Genomic DNA, 23,797 nt, shown 5'->3' on the forward strand with positions numbered 1-23,797 from the left:
TCTTCAATCACGCGACACCCCTTGTGCGCGCGACGCGCGTTGCATCAGCAGACGCGCACCGGCGCGGTCGCCTTCGAGTTCGAGCAGCGTCGCCAGATGCGCGAGCGCCTCGGTGTGCTGCGGGTCGAGATAAAGCGCCTTGCGATACTGGCCGCGCGCGAGATTCGTGTCGCCGTTCGCGTCGGCGAGAACACCGAGCAGGTAGAACGCATCGGCGTGCGGCGGATGCTGTTCGAGATACACGTTGACCGCGCTCGCGGCTTCGGCGAGACGGCCCGCATCGGCGAGCGCGTGTGCGGCGTCGAGCGTGTCGCGGGCGGCGTTGGTCGGTGCGGTGACGGCGGGCGCGGGTGAGCCGTACGCGTGCGCAGAGAGCGTTTTGCCCGAGTTCAGCGGTGCGGAGCCGTTCAGCGAAGACGAGCGGGGTGTCGCGCCACTGGCGGGCTGGGCAAACTGCGTCACACCTTCGAACGCCGTTCGCGCGACTGGATCGGGCCACGCAAAAGGCTCGGCCGAAAAAACCTGCGCGGGCGCGAGCGCGGGCACCGTCGAATGCGTCATCGCGAGTGCGGCGGCGCCCGCGAGCGGCGCGGCGTGCCAGCTACTCAATGGCGTGTCAGCCGATACCGCGCGATGAAACGCGAACGCCAGCGGAATCTTCGCGGACTGCATGCCGTGGCGTACCAGCAGGCCGGTTTCCGCCGGACCGACGAACAGCGTGCCGTTTTCGGCCAGCACGCTATTGAGCGCCTGCAATGCCGTGTGCTGCGTTTCGCGGTCGAAATAGATCAGCACGTTGCGGCAGAACACGAAGTCGTAGACGCCAAGCGCCGACGCATCGAGCTGCATCAGATTCGCGCGCGAAAATCGCACCGTGTCGACGATGCGCGGCGCGAGCCGCCAGCCGTCTTCGATACGCGTGAAATGCGCGTCGCGAAACGCAAACGCATTGCCGCGAAACGAATTGCGGCCGTAGATCGCGCGCTGCGCTAGTGCGAGCGAGCGCTCGCTGATATCCATCGCGTCGATACGAAACTGCGTGCCGTCGATACCCGCGTCGAGCAGGGTCATCGCAATCGTGTACGGTTCTTCGCCGGTGGAGCAGGGCAGACTCAGAATGCGCAGCGGCAGCCCGGCGGCGCGTCCGTGCAGGCGTTCGCGCGCGAGCTTCACGAGCGCCTTGAACGCGTCGGCGTCGCGGAAAAACCACGTTTCCGGTACGACGACCGTTTCTATCAGCGCCTGCACCATCGACGGCGATATTTGCGTGGCTTCCCAGTAGTCGGCGAGGGTGCCGTCGGCGTGACCGTCCGCGCGCCACGCGGCGGCGCGTTGATCGACCGCGCGCTCGATCGCGCTATGGCCCAGCGACGCCGCATCCAGCCCCATCGTCCGATGCAGCAGTTCGGCGAAACGCCGGTAAAGCGGCCCGTTGTCGTGGTGCGCGTTCATGCGTGCGCCTCGGGAAACAGCAGCGCTTTTACATCGTCGGGCAGCAAATGCTCGACGCGAATCCATTGCACCAGACCACCTGCTTCACTCGCGACGGGGCCGAGATAACGCGCGTTCGGCATGTCCAGACCGGTTGCCTGAAACGCGTCGGCGTCGAGCCGGATCGTGCGTGTCGCGCCTTCCAGCAGCAACGCGAGCATCCGCACCTGTCCGGCATGCGGATAGCGAACCAGCACCACCCGCGTCGACATCAACTGTGCGGCGGGACGGCCCAGCGCAAGCGCCGGCAGATCGATCACCGGCAGCGGCGTGCCGTCGTGATCGAGCACGCCCGCGACCCACGACGGCGCGCCGGGAATCGTCTTCGGCGGCGACTGCGGCGTGAGCGGCATCAGACGCTCCACCTGCGTCGCGTCGATGACGTAGCGTTCGCTATCGAGCGTGAAGAGGATAAAAAGCATCGGCGTGTGGGCGGGCGGTAGGTGGACTGGCTTTGACGGGCGCGCGGTCGCGCACCGTCAGGCCACGACCTTGAAACGCGACACGCCCGTGCGCAGACTGTTGGCGACGTGCGTCAGGTCGTCGATCGCCTGGGTCGACTGACGCAGCGATTCCGCCGTCTGCTGCGCGGCCTCCGACAGTTGCGTCAGCGCCTGCGTGATCTGCTCCGCGCCGGTGGCCTGCGTCTGCATGCCATCGTTGACCATCGAGAAGCGTGGTGCCAGTTGCTGCACCTGCTGGATGATCTGCGTGAGATGGCCGCCGACGTTCTGCACGTCGAGCATGCCGCGCCGCACTTCCTCGGAGAACTTGTCCATGCCCATCACGCCCGCGGCCACAGCCGACTGGATCTCCTTGACCATCTGTTCGATGTCGTAGGTCGCGACGGCGGTCTGATCGGCGAGGCGGCGAATTTCGGTGGCCACCACTGCGAAACCGCGTCCGTATTCACCGGCCTTTTCGGCTTCGATCGCCGCATTCAGCGACAGCAGGTTGGTCTGATCCGCGACCTTGGTGATGGTCGCGACCACCTGGTTGATGTTGCTGGCCTTCTCGTTGAGGATCGCGAGCTTCGCGTTGACCGACCCGGCCGCTTCCATCACGAGGCGCATGGTTTCTTCCATGCGCGCGAGACCCGCGTGCCCGGTGCCCGCGAGCGCCGCCGACTGGCCCGCCACTTCCGACACTTCGTTCATCGTGCGCAGCAGGTCGCGCGAAGTCGCAAAAATTTCACGCGAGGTTGCACCGATTTCGGTCGTCGTCGCGGCGGTTTCGTTCGCGGTGGCCTGCTGTTCGCGCGACGTCGCGGCGATTTCCGTCACCGACGTCGTTACCTGCACCGCCGACTTCTGCGCCTGGCCGACCAGCGCGGTGATTTCGTCGGTCATGCGGTTGAAGCCCGCTTCGAGCGCACCGATTTCATCCGCGCGATTCAGGTGCAGGCGCTGCGTGAGATCGCCCGTGCGCATCACGTCGACGACCTGCAACACCTTGGCCATCGGCGTCGTGACCGCGCGCAGCAGCCAGTAGCCGGCCAGCACGGCCGCGAGCGCGGCGAGCAGCAGCATCACGAGCAACACGACGCGGGTCGTCTCGACCGACTTACGGATGCTTTCGGCAGCCTGGTCCGCGTAACCCTTGTTGTTGTCGACCAGCTTGCGCATCGAGATCCGGCCGGTTTCCCAGACAGGCGTCAGCTGCGCGTTGAAAATGCGCGCGGCGTTGTCTTTCGAGGCGGGCAGGTTGCTCAGCAACGCGTTCTGGATCGGCAGATATTGCGCGTGCTGCTGACGGAAATCGTTGAAAAGATCCCGGTCGACGTCGCGGAAAATCGTCGCGCCGTAGTCGCTGAGAAGCTTCTGAAGGGTCTGCTGGGTCTCCTGCAAACGCGTGGTGTCGCGCTTCACGGAGTCAGGGTCCGCATCGACATAGATCAGCCGCTGCGTGACGCTGTAGTTCTCGAACCAGGCCGCGCGCATCGCGGTGGCGTAGTAGAGGCCGGGCATCGAGTCCTGCTGCTGACTCTTTGCGTCGTGATCGATACCGCCGAGTTGTTCGAAAGTGACGATTGCCATTGCCAGCATCACGATCAGTACGATCCCGAAGCTGCACAGAATCCGTTGCCGGATGGTCCATTGTTTCACGCGCACGCCCCTTACTTTTTTTGGCTTTGTCTCGATCCCAGTGTGTTGCTACCGGTCTGCGCTGGGATCAGGATCGGAAAGCTCTGCGGGTCGTCAGATTTGTCCGACGGGTTATGCGGCGAATTTTACATTGATCGGGGGATTGTTTGAGCCTGACTAATTGCCGGTAGACGAACACGCCTGGCAGGCTGACGGAGTGCGGTTACACCGTAATGTCCGGTTACCACTTGCAGCATCTATTTCTATGTACTCCCTTCACAATTCCTTTCATGCCTGAACGGCGTGGAGATGAACATGAAAAAGATCGCAGTGGCGTTGGTGATGGTCGGGAGTCTGAGCGTGGCGGGGCAAGCGTCGGCTCATGGCAATGGCGGCGACGTGGTCGGCGCGCTGATTGGCGGTGCCGTGCTGGGCGCGGTGGTTTCGTCGGCGTTGGCGCCAGCGCCGGTGGTCGCTTACCAGCAACCGGTCTACGCGCAGCCGGTTTATGCACAACCGGTGTATCAGCAGGCGCCGGTTTACCCGGGGCCGCCGCCGGGATACTGCTATGACCAGTACCAGCGCGCGTACGTCGCGTGCGGTGCGCCGCCACCCGGGCAGTACGGCTATGCGCAACCGCAGCCTCAACCGGGCTGGTAAGCGCCTTCGAGCACTACAGTTAAAAAGGCCGTCGCATCGCGCGACGGCCTTTTGTTTTATACGCGCCGCTCAGTGACGGTGATGCAGCCATTCTGCATAGTGCGTGTCGAGCCAGCGCTCAAGCCGTGGCGGCTTGGTGGTGTGTCGATAGTGGGACGATGCCCAGATTGCTACGCCGACCAGCAGCATCACAGCGGGCCCGAGCAAATAAGCGATCAACGATTCAGACATCGGAGCCTCCATAACGACGTGCATCGATGCTTCAGTTTAGGCGATCAAATCGGGGAAGGATGGGTGTGTTGCAGCGGGTTTCGAGGCGTTGGGGTTATTATTTTTATAACCTGATGAGTTGGCTGTTTTCCAAGGCGGGATGAGGGTATCGCATCTATATTGCCTGCTTGTGTACCATAATCCGCATGTTTGACCACAGGGGTGCACCTAGCCACTGACACGCCGATCCCGTTTTTAAACGCGCTCACCGTTTGCTGTCAGCCGCGATCTGCATGTCGACAAAATCCGCCCAACGCTGAGCAATGCGACGTTTTTCCGCCGCCGTCTGCTGATCCTCTTCCTGCGACGCGCCGCTCGACGCCGGATCGGGCTTATCGGATTCCTGCGCCATCGTTCGCAAATGCGTGGACGCCGTGCGCCGAAAGTCATGCAGAACAAAATGTTCCACCTCCAGCCCAAGCGCCTTGACCGCCTGATTCAGCGTGCTTCGGGCAATCGGCCGGTCGTCGCCCCTGACGCTCGGGAACACGAAATTCCTGCTAGCCCTGGCGTGATGAAGCTCACGCAGCATCGACACGGCCTGGCGCGACAGATAGACATGCTGATCCCGGTCCGCGTTGAGCCGCGCGGCGGGAATGGTCCAGCGCGCGTCGTCCAGATCGAACTCGGCCCAGCGTGCTTCGACCAGGTCCGACTTTCGTACCATCGTCAGAACCAGCAGATGCAGCGCCAGCTTCAGCGGCCGACGAATGCTCGATGCGTCGATTGAGCGGAGCAGCGTGCCGATTTCTTCGCCGGACAGCACGCGAGTGCGGCTGTCGAAAGTGGCGATGGAACGCGCCGACACGACATCCGCGGGATTGCCGGACGCGAGTTGCCGCGCGATCAGATACTCGTAAAGGCGTTTGACGACGTTGCGCGTATGCAGCGCCATTTTTGGCGAGCCACGGCTCTTGATGCTCTCGCAGATCGCGACGATGTCATCGGGCGTGACCGCGTTGATCGGCTTGCTGCCGATGGCGGGCAACACGTCCTTATCGAGCGCGCGGCGGGTGGTGCGCCGATATTCGGCCGATTTGCCCGACATCGCCGTCGACAGATACAGCTCGGCGGCCTCGCGCAGCACGTCCGCCTTGCTTTCCGCGCCGCGGTCGCGCCGTGCGGTCGCCACCGGCGAGACGCCCTGGTCGACCATTTCCGCGTACTTCTGCGCCTTGGCTCGCGCGACGCGCAGCGAGATCATCCGGTAATCGCCGATGGTGGCGAGCGGCTGACGTTTGCCGTTCAGCGTGTAGCGGAAGCGCCAGATTTTGGTGCCGGTCGTCATGACCTCGATGACGAGGCCGTTGCCGTCGGCGACACAGTAGCGGGTGGCGCGAGGTTCGAGCGCGCGAATCTGGGATTCGGTGAGGGGTACGGCCAGGCGGGGCATGCGTTTGGATCGTTAAGGCGGAACAGTGCGGATTTTAAGCCTTTCACACGACTGTGTACCAAAGACTTTAAGCTTTTTGGGTCAACCGGAGTTCGCTATGGGGTAGCAGGCGGCCGACCCTTTACGCTAGAAACCTCAGTGAATTGAGGGCGTAAGGCGATAAGGCGTCTAGCCGTCACTTGCCAATACAGAATCTGCTGAAAATCACTCCGAGTAGATCGTCGGAACTGAATTCCCCGGTAATCGAGTTCAACTGATCCTGCGCCAGCCGCAATTCTTCAGCGAACAGATCCAGTGCCTGCGAGTTCTGATCGGCATGCGCGGCGGCTGTCGCCAGATGTTCCTGCGCGGCCCGCAAAGCAATCAGATGACGCTCGCGCGCGAGATAAACGCTCTCCGCGCCCGCCTGCCAGCCGGCGATCCGCAGCAATTCGTCGCGCAACAACGCGACGCCGTCGCCCTGTTTCGCCGACAAACGCACTTCGCTGAGATCGCGATCCGCGTCGAGCGCTTGAGTCGCCGGTGCCTGGCCGGTCAGATCGGTCTTGTTCATCACACGCACCACCGGCACTCCGCCGGGGAAGCGGCCAGCGATGGTTTCGTCGTCAGCCGTCATGCCGGTGCGGGCGTCGAGCAGATGCAGCACCACGTCCGCGCGCTCGATCTCGTTCCACGTGCGCGCGATGCCGATCTTTTCCACCTCGTCTTCGGTATCGCGCAGACCGGCGGTGTCGATTACGTGCAGCGGAATGCCTTCGATCTGGATGGTCTGCGCGACCTTGTCGCGCGTCGTGCCGGCGATCGGCGTGACGATTGCCAACTCCGCGCCGGCCAGCGCGTTCAGCAGCGACGACTTGCCGACGTTCGGCTGTCCCGCCAGCACCACCGACAACCCCTCGCGCAGCAACGCCCCCTGCCGCGCTTCGCTCAGCACGTGCGCGAGACGCTCGCGGATGCGCGCGAGCTTGCCGCGCGCGTCCGCGGCTTCGAGGAAGTCGATTTCCTCTTCCGGGAAATCGAGCGTCGCTTCGACCAGCATCCGCAGCGTGATCACTTCTTCGACCAGCGCGTGAATGTCTCGTGAGAACGCGCCGTCGAGCGAACGGCCCGCCGAGCGCGCGGCGGCTTCGGTGCTCGCCTCGATCAGATCGGCAACGGCTTCGGCTTGCGCCAGATCCAGCTTGTCGTTCAGAAAAGCGCGGCGAGTGAATTCGCCCGGCTCGGCCAGACGCAGACCGAATTCGCGACCCGCGTCGATGCAGCGTTGCAGCACGAGTTGCAGGACGACCGGGCCGCCGTGGCCTTGCAGTTCGAGCACGTGTTCGCCGGTGTACGAATGCGGCGCCGGGAAGTAGAGCGCGATGCCGCGGTCGAGCGCGCTGCCGCTGGCGTCGAGAAACGGCACATAGCTCGCGTGACGCGGCGCGAGCGCCTGGCCGGTTAGCGTCTGCATCAGCGGCTGGGCTGCTGCCTCGCCCGCCCGGCCGAACGAAATCCGCACGACACCGATGCCTCCACGGCCGGGCGCGGTGGCAATGGCGACGATCGGATCGGAATCGGTGGTGAGCATGGGAACGTGGCAAAAAGCGGGAAGAGGGAAGGGCCGGCACAGATGGCGCGGCGAGGCATTGTAACGCGGGTGCATTCGACGGCCGCTGCGCTCCACAGAGGACTACGTCGCTTGGCCAGTATTTCGCATGACCTAAGATTTATCTCAATCAAGCTACGATTGTTATCTGCACACCTAGGAATATTTAAGATAGGTTAAGACACGCGTCGCCCGAAAACGCCCGCCAGATAAAGAAAAGATGAAAAAAATCAAATCTGGCAGAACGCTTTGTCCACCTGGGACGGCAAGCTAAATCTATCTCAAATACGCTAAAACGAAGCTTGGTCAGTTGTCAACTGGTTAGACACTCAATTGCACAATCTGGCTCATGCCGACCACCAAAGAAAAAGCAGCCTTCGCCAAAAGGTTGAAGGAATCGCTAGAGCCGCTGAAGATTCGCGGCGGGACCAAGCTCGCCACCGAGTTCAATCGCCGATATCGCGGCGAGCGTCCGGTTACACCGCAAACCGCGCACAAATGGCTCACCGGTACGACGATTCCGATGCCGGACAAGTTGCGCACGCTGGCCGAATGGCTGGGTGTCAAAGAGCATTGGCTTCACTACGGATCGCCGCCTGCGGAAAACAACCGGGGAATGGCGCGTGGAGAGAAGTATCCGCCGACACCCGAAACCATCGAACTTGCTTCGAAGATTGCGTCGCTCAATCCGAAAGACCGTTCTCTGGTCGAAGAAATGATTGTGCGCTTTTACGGCGACGACACGGAGGAGTGATTGGGCGGCGCTTTCCGAGCGCTACGCCTTATCTTTCTGAAGACCAGGGCGAGCGCCTCCAGAGCCGCTTCAGGACGACCCCAAAGCAATAAAAAAAGCCGCTCGGTTCGCACCGGGCGGCTTTTTGCATCTGCACTGCAAGCTGGCTTTCAGCTTCGACGGAGAAGGGCGTTTCGCCCTCTCCATCGTTCGAACATCAAGCCGCTTTCGGCGTCTTCGGCTTACCCATCATTCGCGTGATGTAGTACTGCTGCGCGATCGACAACACGTTGTTCACCACGTAGTACAGCACCAGACCGGCCGGGAAGAAGAAGAACATGACCGAGAACGCGATCGGCATGAACATCATCATCTTGGCTTGAACCGGGTCCGGCGGCGTCGGGTTCAGCTTGGTCTGCAGGAACATCGAGACGGCCATCAGCACCGGCAGGATGAAGAACGGGTCTTGCTGCGACAGATCGTGAATCCACAGAATCCACGGTGCGCCGCGCATTTCCACCGACGACAGCAGCACCCAGTACAGCGAGATGAACACCGGAATCTGAATCACGACCGGCAGACAGCCGCCGAACGGATTGACCTTCTCGGTCTTGTACAGCTCCATCAGCGCGGCGTTCATCTTCTGCGGATCGCCCTTGAAGCGTTCGCGCAGCGCCGTCATCCGCGGCGTGATCGCCTTCATGCGCGCCATCGACTTGTAGCTCGCAGCCGACAGCGGGAAGAACACGGCCTTGATCAGCAGCGTGAGCAGCACGATCGACCAGCCCCAGTTGCCGACATAGCTATGAATCTTCTCGAGCAGCCAGAACAGCGGCTTCGCGATGATCGTGACCCAGCCGTAGTCCTTGACCAGTTCCAGGCCCGGCGCGATGCCTTCGAGCATGCGCTCTTCTTCCGGACCCGCGAACAGGCGTGCCGACACGGTGGTCGTCTGGCCCGGCGCGATGGTCGGCAGCGGCTGCTTCACACCCACGCGATACAGCGACGGATCGATTTTCTCGACGTAGATGTCGCGCTTCACGCCATGTTCAGGAATCCACGCCGACGCGAAGTAATGCTGGACCATCGCGATCCAGCCGTTGTCGGCCGAGGTCGCGTAATCCTGCTTGTTCTTGTCGATGTCGCCGAACGTCATCTTCTGGAAGTGATGCTGGTCGGTGTAGACAGCCGGCCCGATGAACGTGTGCGAGAAGCGCGGCGTTTCCACCGGCTGGTCGTCGCGCACCAGTTCCATATAGACCGACGGCGTCACCGGCGTGCTGCCGACGTTCTGGATCTTCGTCTCGACACCGATCACGTAGCTGCCGCGCGTGAACGTGTAGGTCTTGATGACCTTCACGCCACCCCTTTCCGGCGACTCGAAGCTGAGGCTGAACGACTTTTCGTCGCCCGTCAGCTCGGTCTGCTGATTCGGCATCAGCGTGAAAATGTCGTTGTGGTTCGGGAAATCGCCGCCGAGCAGGCCCGTGCGCGCCAGATACGTGTGGTTGTTCGTACGGTCGAACAGCGTGATCACGAGATCCGGCGTCTTGCCGTCGCCCTGCTTGACGAGCGACAGCTTCGACAGCGTACCGCCGCGCGTGTCGATCTCACCGCTATAGACGTCGGTGCTGAACTTGACGAGTTGCGACTGCGTGGCCGCCGGCGCATTGCCGGGAGCGGCTGCGTTGGTGGCCGGCAGATCGGCGGGCTGGGTTCCAGGCGTCGTCGTTCCCGGTGCGGCGCTACCAGTCGTGCTGGTCGGCGTGGCGCTCGGGAAGAACATCGACTGGCGTCCATGGTCGCGTTGCCAGTTGTCGAACAGCATGACCGCTGACATGAAAAAGATGACCCATAGGACGGTGCGTTTGATATCCATGCGTTGTCTCAGTGTCGATGGAACGGCGCGTCAGCGCTTTTCAGAAGTGGGAGGCGGGACGAGATCGATGCCGCCCGCGGAAAACGGGTGGCAGCGGCAAATACGCCTGGCGGCGAGATAAGTCCCGCGCGCGGCGCCATGATACTGGATTGCTTCGCGCGCGTAATCAGAGCAGGAAGGGTAAAAACGGCACCGGTTGCCGAGCATTGGGCTCACGGCAAGCTTGTAAAAACGCAATAAAGCGATGAGTACCGTTTGCATGGCTGGTGCGGCCGGACTGCGCCGCGCAACGTGGAGTACCGGGTGACGCCCGCCTGGCAAGGCTGCCGAAGCTGCTTGGGCTTCAGGAGCCGCAAAACGGGCGGTCACTTGAGCGTCATTCCGACTTGGGCGCTTCCGCGGGCGGCGCCTCACGACGGGTAATTTCGCGCGCTGCCTTGTCGAGCAACGCCTCGATTTCGCTACGGCACAGCGCCTTCAAAGACGGCGACGAGGCGCTCGGCAAAGCCTTCTTGTCGAAACGCGTGTGCAAACGCAGCAGCACATCCCAACCGCCGAGTTCCGCACGACGCAGCCGGAAGGCTTCACGCGCGATTCGGCGTACCAGATTACGCGTGGCCGCGCGCGGCGCATACTTCTTGCCGATCACGAGACCTAAGCGAGCGTCATTGCCGGTGGGCCGGCCGTACACCACGAAGTGCGGCGTGCGGCGCCACGGGTGCAAACGAAAAACGGATGAAAATTCATCCGTTTTCAGCAGCCTTGCGGCTTTGGGGAAGGCGGCTTGCGCTGGCAACGGAACCGAGCCCGGTTGCTGCGCCCCAGCCGCTCCCGCATCACCGCGGGCTTCGGTCACAGCGCGCAATCTGCTCGCCTTAGATGGCGAGGCGCTTGCGGCCCTTCGCGCGACGTGCGTTGATGACCTTGCGGCCACCTGCGGTCTTCATGCGAACGCGGAAGCCGTGGGTGCGCTTGCGACGGGTAACGGAAGGTTGGTAAGTACGTTTCATGTTGCTCTCACTTGATCGAAAAAAAACCGCGCGATCATCGCTGAAAGCGCAATGGCCGGAGGTTTACTGAAATTGGTTTTCGCGGAACCCGCTATTTAAACTGGTTTTCCGTTGGCCGTCAATAGTTTAGCCTGGTTCAGCCGAGCCCTGGGCCTGGTTCGGTAGGTGATCCGTCCCTGTGGATAACTCCCTTGCGGGTCCGTTTACGCGTTAGAATCTCGCCTTACTTCCCAAAAATCCTGCACGCCGCTCCGGCTCGCTTGCCCCGCAAACCCTTGTGGCACAAGCGCCTGGAGCCGTTACGCCTGGCTGCTCAGGGCCTTGTTGCGCGCACGCAACGGGGGCAGCGGCGACCGCCGTGCACACCATAACGACAGCAACTCGATGAACGATTTCTGGCAACACTGTTCCGCATTGCTGGAGCGTGAGCTTACGCCCCAGCAGTATGTGACGTGGATCAAACCGTTGGCCCCGGTCGCCTTCGACGCCGCTGCGAACACACTCAGCATCGCCGCGCCGAACCGCTTCAAACTCGACTGGGTCAAGAGCCAGTTCTCCGGCCGCATTTCCGATATGGCCCGCGATTTCTGGCAGGCCCCGGTCGACGTGCAATTCGTCCTGGACCCGAAAGCCGGCATGCGCGCCCCCGCGGCTGCGGCGCCGGCCCAGGCTCGCCCTGCGTCGTCCGCGCCGATGGGCAGCCATGCTGGCGGCGGTGCCGCCGTGGACGCAGCCGTCGGCGCCGTGCAGGCCGCACAGATCGCACGCGCCAATCAGGCAATGTCCGCGCAGAACGCGAACGCCCGCGCGGCAGCCGAAGACGCCGCCGACCTCGATCTCCCGAGCCTCGACGCGAACGAAGCTGCGGCTGCGCGACGCACGTGGCGGCCGGGCCAGAGCGCCGGCTCATCCAATAGCGGCGAAAACGACTCGATGTACGAGCGCTCGAAGCTGAACCCGGTTCTCACGTTCGATAACTTCGTGACCGGTAAGGCCAACCAGCTGGCGCGCGCCGCGGCGATCCAGGTCGCTGACAACCCCGGCATCTCGTATAACCCGCTGTTCCTGTATGGCGGCGTGGGCCTGGGCAAGACCCACCTGATTCACGCTATCGGCAATCAGCTTCTGATGGACAAGGCGGGTGCGCGCATCCGCTATATCCACGCGGAACAGTATGTGTCCGACGTGGTGAAGGCTTATCAGCGAAAGGCGTTCGACGAGTTCAAGCGCTATTACCACTCGCTCGACCTGCTGCTGATCGACGATATTCAGTTCTTCTCCGGCAAGTCGCGTACGCAAGAGGAATTCTTCTACGCGTTCGAGGCGCTGGTTGCGAACAAGGCGCAGGTGATCATCACCAGCGACACGTATCCGAAGGAAATTTCGGGTATCGACGACCGCCTGATCTCGCGCTTCGACTCCGGCCTGACGGTCGCGATCGAGCCGCCCGAACTGGAAATGCGCGTCGCGATTCTGATGCGCAAGGCACAGTCGGAGTTCGTGAGCCTGAATGAAGACGTCGCGTTCTTCGTCGCCAAGCATCTGCGCTCGAACGTGCGCGAGCTGGAAGGCGCGCTGCGCAAGATCCTCGCGTATTCGAAGTTCCACGGCCGCGAAATCACGATCGAACTGACCAAAGAAGCGCTGAAAGACCTGCTAACGGTGCAGAACCGGCAGATTTCGGTCGAAAACATCCAGAAGACCGTGGCTGACTTCTACAGCATCAAGGTCGCGGACATGTATTCGAAGAAGCGTCCAGCGAACATCGCGCGGCCGCGTCAGATCGCGATGTATCTGGCCAAGGAGCTGACCCAGAAGAGCTTGCCGGAAATCGGCGAGTTGTTCGGCGGGCGCGACCACACCACCGTGCTGCACGCAGTTCGCAAAATTGCCGACGAGCGCAGCAAGGACGCGCAACTGAACCACGAATTGCACGTGCTGGAGCAGACCCTGAAGGGCTAAACGGCCGCGATGGAAAAATCGACCTGTTTATTTCCAAACTCGCCCCCATTTTAGTGAGGCGGTTCTGTTTTCAGGCACAATACAGGTTTAACCGCCCGGCGGCCGCGGGCGGATTTCACGCCGTGACAGGCGCTGCATTGCGCCGGCGGGGAGCCACGGCTGCATGCTGGAACGCTTACCTGGCAAGGCGCGCAGGCCGTCATATCAACGAAGGAACTCTATGCAACTGGTCAAGACCGAACGCGATAACCTCCTCAGGCCGCTGCAAACTGTGAGCGGCATCGTCGAACGCCGCCATACGTTGCCGATCCTCGCCAATTTGCTGATTACCAAGAACGGCCCTGACGTGTCGTTCCTGTCGACCGACCTCGAGTTGCAGATCACCACGCGTGCCGATTTCGGCGTGGGCGCTGAAACGGTCGCGACCACGGTGGCAGCACGCAAGCTCCTCGACATTCTGCGCGCCATGCCCGACGGGCAGGTCACGCTCACGCTGAACGACAAGCGTTTGACCGTGCAATCCGGCAAGAGCCGTTTTGCGCTGCAAACCCTCGCAGCAGACGAATTCCCGACCGTCGCGCAAGCCAAAGACTACGGCGCGAGCCTCGTGGCTCCGCAAAAGACATTCCGCCAGTTGCTCGGCATGGTCCATTTTTCGATGGCCCAGCAGGACATTCGCTACTACCTGAACGGCATGCTGCTGGTGGTAGACGGCGACCAGCTGATGGCGGTCGCGACAGACGGCCACCGTCTGGCGTTTTCGTCGATGAAGATTGAAGGCTCGTTCCCGCGTCAGGAAGTCATCATTCCGCGCAAGACAATCCTGGAATTGCAGCGTCTGCTCGAAGATATCGACGACACGCTGAAAATCGACATCGCGCAAACGCAGGTGAAGTTCACATTCGGCCAGGTCGAACTGGTGTCGAAGCTGGTCGAGGGCAAGTTCCCCGACTTCCAGCGCGTGATTCCGAAGTCGCACAAGAACCAGTTCCTGATTGGCCGCGAAGAACTGCAGCGCTCGCTGCAACGCGCGGCAATTCTGACGTCGGACAAATTCAAGGGCGTGCGCTGCATCATCGAGCCGGGCCAGTTGAAGATCATGTCGACCAACGCCGACCAGGAAGAGGCGCAGGAAGAACTGGAAATCGCTTACACCGGCGACAGCGTCGATATCGGGTTCAACGTCACGTATCTGCTCGACGTGCTCGCGAACCTGAAGGTCGACATGTTGCAAGTGAGCCTCGGCGACGCCAGCTCCAGCGCGCTGATCACGATTCCCGAGAACGACGAATTCAAATACGTTGTGATGCCGATGCGCATCTAACGCGTCCAATACCGAGAACACACCAAGGGGCGCAGCGCCCCTTTGGCGTTTTTATGGTGTTTTGAAAAGTCCCGAGCAGCAACCAAGCAGCAACGCAGAACCGGAAAAAATCCATGACTGAAACGAACAATACGCAACCCGACAACAGCTACGGCGCCTCGTCCATTCAGATCCTCGAAGGTCTGGAGGCTGTGCGCAAGCGGCCGGGGATGTACATCGGGGATACATCGGATGGCACCGGTTTGCACCACCTCGTGTTCGAAGTGCTCGACAACTCGATCGACGAAGCACTGGCAGGCCACTGCAACGACATCCAGGTGATCATTCACGCGGACAATTCCATCTCGATCACCGACAACGGCCGAGGTGTGCCGACCGGCCTGAAGATGGACGACAAGCACGACCCGAAGCGCAGCGCCGCTGAAATCGTGATGACCGAGTTGCACGCCGGCGGCAAGTTCGACCAGAACAGCTACAAGGTGTCCGGCGGTCTGCACGGTGTGGGCGTGTCGTGCGTGAACGCGCTGTCCGCGTGGCTGCGTTTGACCATTCGCCGCGACGGCAAGAAGCACTTCATGGAATTCCACCGTGGCGTGCCGCAAAACCGCGTGATCGAAGAGATCGACGGCGTGGCTGTTTCGCCGATCCAGATCACCGGCGACACCGAGAATCGCGGCACCGAAGTGCACTTTCTTGCCGACGAGACGATTTTCGGCAACATCGAATATCACTACGACATTCTGGCCAAGCGCATTCGCGAGCTGTCGTTCCTGAATAACGGCGTGCGCATCAAGCTGACCGACCAGCGCACCGGCAAGGAAGAAGATTTCGCGTTCGTGGGCGGCGTGAAGGGCTTTGTCGAGTACATCAACAAGAACAAGTCTGTGCTGCACCCGAACATTTTCCACATCAGCGGCGAGAAAGACGGCGTGGGCGTGGAAGTGGCCATGCAGTGGAACGACAGCTACAACGAAAACGTGCTGTGCTTCACGAACAATATTCCGCAGCGCGATGGCGGCACTCACCTGACCGGGTTGCGTGCGGCGATGACGCGCGTGTTGAACAAGTACATCAACGATCACGAAGTCGCCAAGAAGGCGAAGGTCGAGACGTCTGGCGACGATATGCGCGAAGGGTTGTCGTGCGTGCTGTCGGTGAAGGTGCCGGAGCCGAAATTCAGCGCGCAGACGAAGGACAAACTGGTGTCGTCGGAAGTGCGTGCGCCGGTGGAAGACGTGGTCGCGAAGGCACTCGAAGAATTCCTGCTGGAAACGCCGAACGACGCGAAGATCATTTGCAGCAAGATCGTCGATGCAGCGCGCGCGCGCGACGCGGCTCGAAAGGCGCGGGAAATGACGCGCCGGAAGGGTGTGCTCGACGGCGTTGGCTTGCCGGGTAAGCTGGCGGATTGCCAGGAGAAAGATCCGGCGAAGTCCGAAATTTATATCGTCGAGGGTGACTCGGCAGGCGGCTCGGCGAAGCAGGGGCGCGACCGGAAGTTTCAGGCGATTTTGCCGCTGCGCGGCAAGGTGCTGAACGTCGAGAAAGCGCGTTATGACAAGCTGCTTTCTTCGGAGCAGATCGTCACGCTGATTACGGCTTTGGGTTGTGGCATCGGCAAGGAAGACTACAACCTCGAGAAGCTGCGTTATCACCGCATCATCATCATGACCGATGCTGACGTCGACGGCGCGCACATCCGCACGCTGCTGCTGACGTTCTTCTATCGTCAGATGCCGGAGATGATCGAGCGTGGGTATATCTATATCGCGCAACCGCCGCTGTTCAAGATCAAGGCAGGTAAGGACGAGCGGTATCTGAAGGATGAGGCTGAAGTTAATGCGCACATTCTGAAGCTCGCGCTGCAGGGTTCGGAACTGGTTTCGTCCGATGGCGCTACGCCGATTACCGGCGATGCATTGGGCGAGCTGGCTCGGGCTTATTTGCTGGCTCAAGGCGTTGTTAACCGGTTGAGCCGGTTGTATGACGCTGGGGCGCTTGAGGCAGTGATGGATGGGGTTGTGATCGACCTTTCTAGCGAAGCTGCGGCTGAAACGTCGGCGATTGCCCTGGAAGCGAAGCTGCGCGACGATCCGTTGAAGCCTGAAGTCAAGGTCACGACGATGTATGACCCGGTGCGTGAATTGCGCTCGCTGCGTGTTGCGCGGACTCATCACGGTAATCAGAAAATCTCGGTGCTGGATCAGGATTTCCAACTCACTGCTGATTATCAACAGCTGATCAATACCGCTAATACGTTTAAGGGCTTGATTCAGACTGGCGCCGTTATTAAACGTGGTGAGCGGAGTATGGCTGTCACCGACTTCAAGAGCGCGATGAAGTGGCTGCTGGCTGATGCTGAGCGCAATGTCTCGAAGCAGCGCTATAAGGGCTTGGGTGAGATGAACCCCGGTCAGCTTTGGGAGACGACGATGGATCCGACCGTGCGTCGCTTGCTTCGTGTGCAGATCGAGGATGCTATTGCGGCTGATGGCATCTTTACGACGCTCATGGGGGATGATGTGGAGCCGCGGCGTGCTTTCATTGAGTCGAATGCTTTGAGGGCGGGGAATATTGATGTTTGAGGCTGTTGTGTAGGTTGTCAGAGATAGTGAAAAACGAGTCACTGAGATGAAAAAAATTTCTCAGTGTTCGTGAAAAATTAGGATCTTCGTTGTAGCCCGGTCGACTGCCAATGTCTTCCGGGCTATTTTATTTTCTGGTATCGAAAATCCCACCTTATTAAAGGATGCGAGATTTAATACATCGAATATTGCACATTGCACCAGTGAAAATGATCAAGCGACGGGGATGTTTAAATTTGTCCCTCTTCTGGATTTGCAAATTTGTTTTGCACGCTGTCACCATCGCAGCCGCACGGCAGGGTCAATCGCCCTCCTGATTCGAGTCGTCGTCCGGGTAGGACGGATCGGCGGTCGCAATCTTGCCCTTTATATACTGGATGCGCGCACGATATGCGTTCAGCAGGCATGCGTTGTCGTTACACGAGTTCCGCACTTTCCTGATCCAGTTGATCTGGTCCAGCCGAACAGGGTCCTGATACGAAATCTCCTTTGAATCGGTCAGCAGCATCGCGACGTAACCACGATTGACTGTCGTGTCCAACTTGACCAGTTCGGGATCTTTGCAGATGAGGTGCTCGACATTCGTGTCGGCTTTCTTGCAATCGAAACTCTGTTCGGCATTCACGGGCGCGTGCGCCTGACGTTCGTACAGATAAGCCCAGGACCCATCTAGCAGCACCATTTCATCCGGCGACCTTGTAAATCATCGCCGAGCGCAACCCGACGCACAGCGGCGCGTCTGCTTCGCCGAGGATGTACGTATCAGTCAGCGCATCGCCTTTCGCATGGAACTTGGTGTTCAGGAAAGCATTGAATTTATCTCGCGAGCCGAAGGAGTGGGAGATGACTGGGTCGACATAGAAGTTCATCCTCTTGTCCACCCTCACGCTGCAATTGTGGCCCGTATAGTGAAATACGAACGTGCTGTTATCGAAGGTAAGGAATCCAGCCGTCAGCGGATTGACCGGAAATGGGAGGTCATGTGAGTCGCGGCCCTGCTCGAATTGCGCAGCACCCGTCATTCGATACGTGTCTTGAGCGGCTGCATGGAGCGGCAACAGAAGTGTCGCAATCAGAAGGAATAGGCACTGCTTAAGTTTCTTCATGGCGAAAATAGACATCGATCGTTCAGTGATTTGAATTGTAAGTGCCCAGGCAGAACATATCGTGCTCTCGTTCCCGCCGGGTTGAGAGTTTGACCGAATGCATCTGGCGCGTAGACGGCGCGTTTTACTAAAGTACGCAATGCAGTCCTTTGTAAGCGCCCGGTCATCTCATCTTGAGTTGCGCTGAAAGTCGTGGGAGCATCGTGTGCACTTAAATAGGTGGACACGTGAACACTATTGAAGAAGGAGTAGTGCCTGGCCGTCGACGACGCCGGCGCTACAGTATCGAGTTCAAGGCTCAGGTTGTGGCAGCTTGCCAGGGGCCGGGGGTGTCGCTCGCGGCTATCGCGTTGCACCACAAGCTGAACGCCAATCTGCTTCGACGCTGGGTCGAGCAGGCCGAAACGAACGATTGTGTGCTTGTGGCCCGTAGCGACCTGACAGCGCCCCCATCAGCGGCGCGGACACCGACACCGGAATTTGTACCGCTGCCACTTGAGATGCGAAACACGCGTACAGCTGAGATTCGCGTCGAGGTGCGTCGCGCGGACCTGTCGATAACGGTGAGCTGGCCAACCTCAGAGGCAGCGCAATGCGCCGCCTGGCTGCGCGAGTGGCTCGCATGATCCGTATTGATCAGGTGTGGCTGGCAGTTGACCCGCTGGACATGCGGGCCGGATTCGATACGGCACTGGGTCGGGTGATCAACGTGTTCGGCGCCGCGCATCCACACCATGCGTACCTGTTCGCCAACCGGCGGGCCAACCGCCTGAAGGTCCTGGTTCACGATGGGATTGGCATCTGGCTGGCCGCGCGACGGCTGAATGAGGGCCAATTCGTCTGGCCGCGCGCCGGTAGCGAGCCCAGGCAATACGCGCTCACGCAGGAACAGCTCGAAGGTCTGGTAGTGGGTTTGCCGTGGCAGCGCATCGGCGCGAACGGTGTGATCCGTGTCATTTGAAGACGCCAGGGACGTAAACAGTCGCGCTTTCGCGCTCTCCGGGGTTCTGGCAGACTCGTCTGCATGGACCTGCCAGCCGACCTCAATGCTCTTAGCCCGGAACAGTTGCGTGCGCTCGCCACACAATTGATTGCGCGCGTCGAAGACAGGGACCGGGAGATCGAGGAGAAGACCCGCGAGGTCGGTGAGAAAGAGCGGGAGCTACGCTACCGGCAGACCCGGATCGACCAGTTGACCCACGAGATATCGATTCTCAGACGTTATCAGTTCGGCAAGCGCAGCGAGCAGGTCAGCCGCGATCAGATGAATCTGCTGGATGAGGCGATTGACGCGGATCTCGCCGCCATTGAAGTTGAGCTCGAGCAACTTCAGCCACAAGACACCACCGGGCCGCTACCCCAACAGCCGAAGCGTGCCGCGCTGCCGGCGCAATTGCCACGCACAGAGATTCGCCACGAACCGCAGAGCACCGTATGCCAGTGTGGCTGCGAGCGAGTGCGCATCGGCGAAGACATCAGCGAGAAGCTGGACTACACGCCGGGCGTGTTCACCGTGGAGCGGCATATCCGTGGGAAGTGGGTGTGCAGACACTGCGAAACACTGATTCAGGCTGCGGTGCCAGCGCACGTCATCGACAAGGGCATCCCGACCGCGGGACTGCTGGCGTCAGTGCTGGTTGCCAAGTACGCCGACCACCTTCCGCTGTACCGTCAGGAGCAGATCTTTGGGCGAGCAGGCGTCGCGATTCCGCGCTCGACATTGGGCGCATGGGTCGGCACGTGCGGCGTGCAGCTAGAACCGCTGGTCGACGCGCTGCACCAGGAAATCCTGCAGCAGGGTGTGCTGCATGCGGATGAGACGCCGGTACAGATGCTCAGTCCGGGCAAAGGCAAGACACATCGCGCGTATCTGTGGGCATATACGCCGACGCATTACAGTGAACTGCGCGCCGTGGTCTACGACTTCGCCGACAGCCGTGCAGGCGAACATGCCCGCGCGTTCCTCGCTGGCTGGCAAGGCAAACTGGTATGCGACGACTACAGTGGGTACAAGGCTGGATTCCAGCAGGGCATCACTGAAATCGGATGTGCGGCGCACGCGAGACGCAAGTTCTTCGATCTGCACACTAATCACAGCAGTCAGATCGCCGCGCAGGCGCTGCCGTTCTTCGCTGCGCTTTACGACATCGAGCGTGATGCCGTAACACTGCAAGCTGAGGAACGCTACACCCTCCGGCAAAGTCGGGCCAAACCGGTTTGCGACGCACTTCACGAATGGATGACGGCGCAGCGCAAGCTGGTGTCGGAAGGCTCGGCAATTGCCAAAGCGCTGGATTACAGTCTTAAACGATGGGATGCGCTGACCCGCTATCTCGATGATGGTCACGTGCCTATCGACAATAACTGGGTTGAGAACCAGATACGCCCTTGGGCTATTGGCAGGTCGAACTGGTTGTTCGCTGGTTCACTTCGAGCCGGAAAACGAGCCGCAGCCATCATGAGTCTGCTACGTTCAGCGCAACTGAATGGGCACGAACCACACGCCTATCTGAAAGACGTCCTCACACAGCTGCCAACCCACAGGGCCAGCGATATCGCGACATTACTGCCTCATCGCTGGCAACCAGCGGACCCTGTTCGATAATTCAATTCGTCAAGGCGGGTTTGCCGGTCGCTTACAGTCCTTTGCCAAATCGGGCTCAACTGTTGCGTAAGGACTGACGGTACAAAAAAGAAAACTACCGAGGAAGCCATCGTTGATTAGGAGCAGCGTCACATAAGTCGCCAGAAGAACTGCAACGATAGTTGTGCCATACCGCCACCCGCAAAAGAGTTCAACACATCGCCTGATTGCGCACTCCTCGATATCTGCGAGCCTGAATTTGCTGAATGTTCGCGAGCAGTTCAAGGAGCAATCGAGCCTGGCAGCTCGTCAAACGAACTCACCAATCATTGTTCATGCACTTTCCGCGTCGGTTAATCGCGCCTATTCATGCACACCAATTGCCCGTTATTAACTGCTGTTTTCAGTGTGATAGCGCCAACCGCAATCCTTTCAGTATTAACGGAAAATTTCCCGTTTAAATTTAAAACGGTAAAAAATCCCATTATGCCGCATGCATCAATTAAAGGAATTTCTTTCCTCTTTAATCGATTGACCATTCTGGCTGGCTTGATTTGATACCTTTTCGTCTGAAGAGTCGTTAAAATCGCTTGGCGCCGATTTGGGCAGAATAAAAAAGGAATCGCCGTGTCGAATCTTGCTCAGGATTTCAAGGCTCTGCTGGGGGGCAGGCAGCAGGGGCGTATTCTCACGATGTCATTTCCGCATAACGATGCCCCCGCGCAGGTCTTGCTCGCGAACCGGCTCGAAGGCACGGAAGCTCTGTCGCGCGATTTTGAGTTCACGGTCGAGATCCTCTCCGATAATGCTGCGCTTGCACTGAAGGATTTCATCGGCAAACTGCTCAGCGTCCAACTCGTTCGGGGGGATGGATCGTTACGCTATTTCAGTGGCTACGTGTTTGCTTTCCGTCACGTTAAAACCGATGGTGGTGTCGCATATTATGAGGCTCAGATCGGTCCGTGGCTGCAATATCTGAAACTCCGTCGCAATAGTCGCCTCTTTCTCGACCAGAATCTCCATACCCAGGCGACGACGCTGCTCAGTGATTACGGTGTCCTGCCTGCCTGGGACTGGCATGTACATGGCGAAGATCCGTCCATGACAATGGCCTGCCAGTACAACGAGGACGATCATAACTATCTGAGTCGCCGCTGGGAAACAGCGGGTTATCTGTACTGGTACGAACACACGAGCGGCGGCCACAAGCTGGTGGTAACCGACGCGTCAGTGGACGCAGTGCAGATTGACGGTCCAAGCGCCGAAGTCCGTTTTCAGAGCGAAGCCGGATCGCAGGAAGAAGATGGCATCGCAAACTGGGCGCCAGTGCGCCAGATGATGCCGACGCAGGTCGCGCTCTCCAGGTTTGACTTCAAGAACCCCCGGCCAGCTACGGTTGATATGCCGACGGTCAACAAGCAGGGAAGCGTTCCGCAACTCGAGGATTACCAGTATGCCGGCGCGTATGGATTCAAGCCCGGGCAGGATGGCAACGATGTCGCGCGCCGCAGGATGGAGGAAATTGAGGCAGCGGCCAAACACTTCGACGGAGAGGGCAACAGCCGCTATGCGATGCCCGGGCGCTGGTTCCGCCTGACGGACCACTACGGCAGCGCCGTTTCAGGCGACGCAAGCAAAAGCGAGTTCCTCATTGTCTCCGTGCGCCATGTGGCGTCGAACAACTACCTCCAGGGCACGGAGACGGCTGCGGAATACAGCAATGAACTCACATGCATCCGCCGCAGCATTCCCTGGCGCCCGGGTCGGGGCTATAACAGCGTCGACACCCGCATCCTGGCCCCCCAGACAGCGACCGTTGTCGGCCCCACTGGACAAAGCGTCTACGCAGACCAGTATGGCCGTTGCAAGCTCCAGTTCCACTGGGATCGGGACGCGAAGGGCGACGAAACCAGTTCGACCTGGGTGCGCGTGGCTTCGTCCTGGAGCGGCGGTGAGCAAGGGGGCGCCGCTCCGCCAAGAATTGGATCGGAGGTGATAGTCCAGTGGCTCGAGGGCAATCCGGACCGGCCTATCGTTACGGGTCGCGTCGCCAACGAGAAGAACATGCCCTCATGGCAGCTACCGTCCCAGAGCGCGCTGATGGGATTCCGCTCGCGGGAACTGGACGGAGCGAGCGGCAACACCGCCGGCGGCCGCAGCAATCATCTCCTGTTTGACGACACGGCCCAGCAGATACAAACGCAGTTACGCAGCGACCACCAGAACAGCCAACTCTCGCTCGGCTACGTTACCCGTATCGAAAACACCGCGGGTCGCCAGGACGCGCGTGGAGAAGGGTTCGAATTGCGCACGGACGCTGTCGGTGCGATCCGCTCCGGCAAGGGCATGCTTATCAGCACCGATCCTCGTCCGCAGGCCAAATCGCATCTGTCGGACGTGAGCGAGCCTGTCGATCGACTCGGGAAGGCGCAGACCCTGCATGGGCAGTTGGGCAAGCTTGCACAGCAATATCAGGCACAGGATAGTGGAGCGGACCAGTCGAGCGTCGCCGACGTCCTGAAGACCCAGAACGATGCCATCAAAGGCAGTGGTGGGACCGTGAGTGGCAGCGGAAGCAGCAACGGCGGTTCATTTCCCGAACTCAATGATCCCTACGTCGTTGTTGCCAGCCCTGCTGGGGTTGCCATCACCACGCCTGGGTCGTCCCATCTTGCGAGCGGGCAGCATGTGGCGCTGACATCTGGCGAGGACGTTTCGATCGCCGCGGGTAAGTCATTGCTCGCGAGCGTGTCGGAGAAGTTTTCCCTGTTCGTGCACAAGCTTGGCATCAAGCTGATTGCTGCTAGCGGCAAGGTGCAGGTGCATGCGGAGAACGACGAACTTGAGCTACTGGCTAAAAAAGTCGTCAGCCTGATCAGCACGACTGACTGGATCAACATCACCGCGAAACAGGGGATCAAGCTGACTGCGGGTAACAGCCAGTTTGTTATCAGCGCGGACGGGTTGAACGGGTTTACGCCCGGCAGCAACCTGATTCACGCCGGTAGCCACGGCACGATGGGCCCGCAAAGCGTTCCGGCGCAATTCCCAGGCGTAGATCTCTGCTCTTCGTTGTCGAGCGGCGCGGCTCAAGCCGGCAACGCTTCAATCGCCCTGTAGTCCTCGAA

21 protein-coding genes are annotated in these 23,797 nt (G+C 60.2%); 9 read left to right on the forward strand and 12 right to left on the reverse strand.

The features are described 5' to 3' along the window. Positions 1-3: 3 nt before the first annotated feature. The 3 genes from BLS41_RS01425 to BLS41_RS01435 are packed head-to-tail and all read right to left on the reverse strand — an operon-like array spanning position 4 to position 3,596. Complete coding sequence (locus tag BLS41_RS01425; RefSeq protein ID WP_074762607.1) at positions 4-1,452, reverse strand: CheR family methyltransferase; 1,449 nt, start codon at positions 1,450-1,452, stop codon at positions 4-6. Beyond that, positions 1,449-1,913, reverse strand: a complete 465-nt coding sequence (locus BLS41_RS01430; protein WP_074762608.1) for a chemotaxis protein CheW — start codon at positions 1,911-1,913, stop codon at positions 1,449-1,451. The genes BLS41_RS01425 and BLS41_RS01430 overlap by 4 nt, the downstream gene beginning before the upstream one ends. Positions 1,914-1,970: 57 nt before the next feature. Beyond that, positions 1,971-3,596: a methyl-accepting chemotaxis protein gene (locus tag BLS41_RS01435; RefSeq protein WP_074766205.1), complete on the reverse strand. Its 1,626-nt coding sequence runs from the start codon at positions 3,594-3,596 to the stop codon at positions 1,971-1,973. A gap of 294 nt (positions 3,597-3,890) precedes the next feature. Between BLS41_RS01435 and BLS41_RS01440 the strand changes: the two genes are divergently transcribed. After that, positions 3,891-4,235: an ecotin precursor gene (locus BLS41_RS01440; RefSeq protein WP_074762609.1), complete on the forward strand. Its 345-nt coding sequence runs from the start codon at positions 3,891-3,893 to the stop codon at positions 4,233-4,235. 69 nt (positions 4,236-4,304) lie between these two features. Here the strand turns inward: BLS41_RS01440 and BLS41_RS38870 are convergent, their stop codons facing one another. The 3 genes from BLS41_RS38870 to mnmE form a co-directional block, all read right to left on the reverse strand. Continuing rightward, entirely contained in the window at positions 4,305-4,466 is a 162-nt protein-coding gene (locus BLS41_RS38870; protein ID WP_171910180.1) for a hypothetical protein, read from the reverse strand. 244 nt (positions 4,467-4,710) lie between these two features. Further along, positions 4,711-5,898: a tyrosine-type recombinase/integrase gene (locus BLS41_RS01445; RefSeq protein ID WP_074762610.1), complete on the reverse strand. Its 1,188-nt coding sequence runs from the start codon at positions 5,896-5,898 to the stop codon at positions 4,711-4,713. Between the two features lie 175 nt (positions 5,899-6,073). Next, positions 6,074-7,468, reverse strand: a complete 1,395-nt coding sequence (mnmE, locus tag BLS41_RS01450; RefSeq protein WP_074762611.1) for a tRNA uridine-5-carboxymethylaminomethyl(34) synthesis GTPase MnmE — start codon at positions 7,466-7,468, stop codon at positions 6,074-6,076. A 367-nt stretch (positions 7,469-7,835) separates the two neighbouring features. Here mnmE and BLS41_RS01455 point away from each other — a divergent pair, with 367 nt between their 5' ends. Then, positions 7,836-8,240 carry a transcriptional regulator gene (locus tag BLS41_RS01455; protein WP_074762612.1) on the forward strand — a complete coding sequence of 135 codons (405 nt, stop codon included), beginning with the start codon at positions 7,836-7,838 and terminating at the stop codon, positions 8,238-8,240. Positions 8,241-8,436: 196 nt separating this feature from the next. Here the strand turns inward: BLS41_RS01455 and yidC are convergent, their stop codons facing one another. The 4 genes from yidC to rpmH form a co-directional block, all read right to left on the reverse strand. Further along, on the reverse strand, positions 8,437-10,098 hold the full coding sequence (gene yidC / locus BLS41_RS01460; protein WP_074762613.1) for a membrane protein insertase YidC: 1,662 nt from the start codon (positions 10,096-10,098) through the stop codon (positions 8,437-8,439). A gap of 30 nt (positions 10,099-10,128) precedes the next feature. Further along, on the reverse strand, positions 10,129-10,359 hold the full coding sequence (yidD, locus tag BLS41_RS01465) for a membrane protein insertion efficiency factor YidD (RefSeq protein WP_006050604.1): 231 nt from the start codon (positions 10,357-10,359) through the stop codon (positions 10,129-10,131). A gap of 115 nt (positions 10,360-10,474) precedes the next feature. Next, the gene (rnpA, locus tag BLS41_RS01470; RefSeq protein WP_074766207.1) at positions 10,475-10,954 is read right to left on the reverse strand and encodes a ribonuclease P protein component; all 480 of its coding nucleotides are present in this window, start codon (positions 10,952-10,954) and stop codon (positions 10,475-10,477) included. Positions 10,955-10,973: 19 nt separating this feature from the next. Continuing rightward, positions 10,974-11,108 carry a 50S ribosomal protein L34 gene (rpmH, locus tag BLS41_RS01475; protein WP_004198824.1) on the reverse strand — a complete coding sequence of 45 codons (135 nt, stop codon included), beginning with the start codon at positions 11,106-11,108 and terminating at the stop codon, positions 10,974-10,976. 384 nt (positions 11,109-11,492) lie between these two features. Here rpmH and dnaA point away from each other — a divergent pair, with 384 nt between their 5' ends. From dnaA to gyrB, 3 genes are all read left to right on the forward strand, one after another. Continuing rightward, positions 11,493-13,070, forward strand: a complete 1,578-nt coding sequence (gene dnaA / locus BLS41_RS01480) for a chromosomal replication initiator protein DnaA (protein ID WP_216350599.1) — start codon at positions 11,493-11,495, stop codon at positions 13,068-13,070. 220 nt (positions 13,071-13,290) lie between these two features. After that, the gene (gene dnaN, locus BLS41_RS01485; protein ID WP_074762615.1) at positions 13,291-14,394 is read left to right on the forward strand and encodes a DNA polymerase III subunit beta; all 1,104 of its coding nucleotides are present in this window, start codon (positions 13,291-13,293) and stop codon (positions 14,392-14,394) included. A 113-nt stretch (positions 14,395-14,507) separates the two neighbouring features. Beyond that, complete coding sequence (gene gyrB / locus BLS41_RS01490; RefSeq protein ID WP_074762616.1) at positions 14,508-16,979, forward strand: DNA topoisomerase (ATP-hydrolyzing) subunit B; 2,472 nt, start codon at positions 14,508-14,510, stop codon at positions 16,977-16,979. Between the two features lie 301 nt (positions 16,980-17,280). Here gyrB and BLS41_RS39485 read toward each other — a convergent pair whose 3' ends face one another. Both BLS41_RS39485 and BLS41_RS39490 read right to left on the reverse strand, forming a co-directional pair. Next, positions 17,281-17,661: a lysozyme inhibitor LprI family protein gene (locus BLS41_RS39485; protein WP_253189597.1), complete on the reverse strand. Its 381-nt coding sequence runs from the start codon at positions 17,659-17,661 to the stop codon at positions 17,281-17,283. Between the two features lies 1 nt (position 17,662). Next, complete coding sequence (locus BLS41_RS39490; RefSeq protein WP_253189598.1) at positions 17,663-18,100, reverse strand: hypothetical protein; 438 nt, start codon at positions 18,098-18,100, stop codon at positions 17,663-17,665. A 236-nt stretch (positions 18,101-18,336) separates the two neighbouring features. Between BLS41_RS39490 and tnpA the strand changes: the two genes are divergently transcribed. From tnpA to BLS41_RS01515, 4 genes are all read left to right on the forward strand, one after another. After that, positions 18,337-18,711: an IS66-like element accessory protein TnpA gene (tnpA, locus tag BLS41_RS01500; RefSeq protein ID WP_083379920.1), complete on the forward strand. Its 375-nt coding sequence runs from the start codon at positions 18,337-18,339 to the stop codon at positions 18,709-18,711. Next, the gene (gene tnpB, locus BLS41_RS01505; RefSeq protein ID WP_074762618.1) at positions 18,708-19,046 is read left to right on the forward strand and encodes an IS66 family insertion sequence element accessory protein TnpB; all 339 of its coding nucleotides are present in this window, start codon (positions 18,708-18,710) and stop codon (positions 19,044-19,046) included. The genes tnpA and tnpB overlap by 4 nt, the downstream gene beginning before the upstream one ends. Before the next feature lie 63 nt (positions 19,047-19,109). Continuing rightward, on the forward strand, positions 19,110-20,690 hold the full coding sequence (tnpC, locus tag BLS41_RS01510) for an IS66 family transposase (protein WP_074762619.1): 1,581 nt from the start codon (positions 19,110-19,112) through the stop codon (positions 20,688-20,690). 606 nt (positions 20,691-21,296) lie between these two features. Beyond that, positions 21,297-23,789, forward strand: a complete 2,493-nt coding sequence (locus BLS41_RS01515) for a type VI secretion system Vgr family protein (RefSeq protein WP_074762620.1) — start codon at positions 21,297-21,299, stop codon at positions 23,787-23,789. Positions 23,790-23,797 lie beyond the last annotated feature (8 nt).

Source organism: Paraburkholderia fungorum (genome assembly GCF_900099835.1).
Classification (GTDB): domain Bacteria; phylum Pseudomonadota; class Gammaproteobacteria; order Burkholderiales; family Burkholderiaceae; genus Paraburkholderia; species Paraburkholderia fungorum_A.

What these genes read in the sequence shown, in the direction of transcription:
- BLS41_RS38870 (WP_171910180.1), bottom strand. Translation starts at nt 4,466, where the DNA reads ATGTCTGAATCGTTGATCGCTTATTTGCTCGGGCCCGCTGTGATGCTG.
- BLS41_RS01445 (WP_074762610.1), bottom strand. Translation starts at nt 5,898, where the DNA reads ATGCCCCGCCTGGCCGTACCCCTCACCGAATCCCAGATTCGCGCGCTC.
- gyrB (WP_074762616.1), top strand. Translation starts at nt 14,508, where the DNA reads ATGACTGAAACGAACAATACGCAACCCGACAACAGCTACGGCGCCTCG.
- tnpB (WP_074762618.1), top strand. Translation starts at nt 18,708, where the DNA reads ATGATCCGTATTGATCAGGTGTGGCTGGCAGTTGACCCGCTGGACATG.
- BLS41_RS39485 (WP_253189597.1), bottom strand. Translation starts at nt 17,661, where the DNA reads ATGGTGCTGCTAGATGGGTCCTGGGCTTATCTGTACGAACGTCAGGCG.
- dnaN (WP_074762615.1), top strand. Translation starts at nt 13,291, where the DNA reads ATGCAACTGGTCAAGACCGAACGCGATAACCTCCTCAGGCCGCTGCAA.
- BLS41_RS01455 (WP_074762612.1), top strand. Translation starts at nt 7,836, where the DNA reads ATGCCGACCACCAAAGAAAAAGCAGCCTTCGCCAAAAGGTTGAAGGAA.
- BLS41_RS01440 (WP_074762609.1), top strand. Translation starts at nt 3,891, where the DNA reads ATGAAAAAGATCGCAGTGGCGTTGGTGATGGTCGGGAGTCTGAGCGTG.
- tnpC (WP_074762619.1), top strand. Translation starts at nt 19,110, where the DNA reads ATGGACCTGCCAGCCGACCTCAATGCTCTTAGCCCGGAACAGTTGCGT.
- mnmE (WP_074762611.1), bottom strand. Translation starts at nt 7,468, where the DNA reads ATGCTCACCACCGATTCCGATCCGATCGTCGCCATTGCCACCGCGCCC.
- rpmH (WP_004198824.1), bottom strand. Translation starts at nt 11,108, where the DNA reads ATGAAACGTACTTACCAACCTTCCGTTACCCGTCGCAAGCGCACCCAC.
- BLS41_RS39490 (WP_253189598.1), bottom strand. Translation starts at nt 18,100, where the DNA reads ATGTCTATTTTCGCCATGAAGAAACTTAAGCAGTGCCTATTCCTTCTG.
- yidD (WP_006050604.1), bottom strand. Translation starts at nt 10,359, where the DNA reads ATGCAAACGGTACTCATCGCTTTATTGCGTTTTTACAAGCTTGCCGTG.
- BLS41_RS01425 (WP_074762607.1), bottom strand. Translation starts at nt 1,452, where the DNA reads ATGAACGCGCACCACGACAACGGGCCGCTTTACCGGCGTTTCGCCGAA.
- BLS41_RS01430 (WP_074762608.1), bottom strand. Translation starts at nt 1,913, where the DNA reads ATGCTTTTTATCCTCTTCACGCTCGATAGCGAACGCTACGTCATCGAC.
- yidC (WP_074762613.1), bottom strand. Translation starts at nt 10,098, where the DNA reads ATGGATATCAAACGCACCGTCCTATGGGTCATCTTTTTCATGTCAGCG.
- dnaA (WP_216350599.1), top strand. Translation starts at nt 11,493, where the DNA reads ATGAACGATTTCTGGCAACACTGTTCCGCATTGCTGGAGCGTGAGCTT.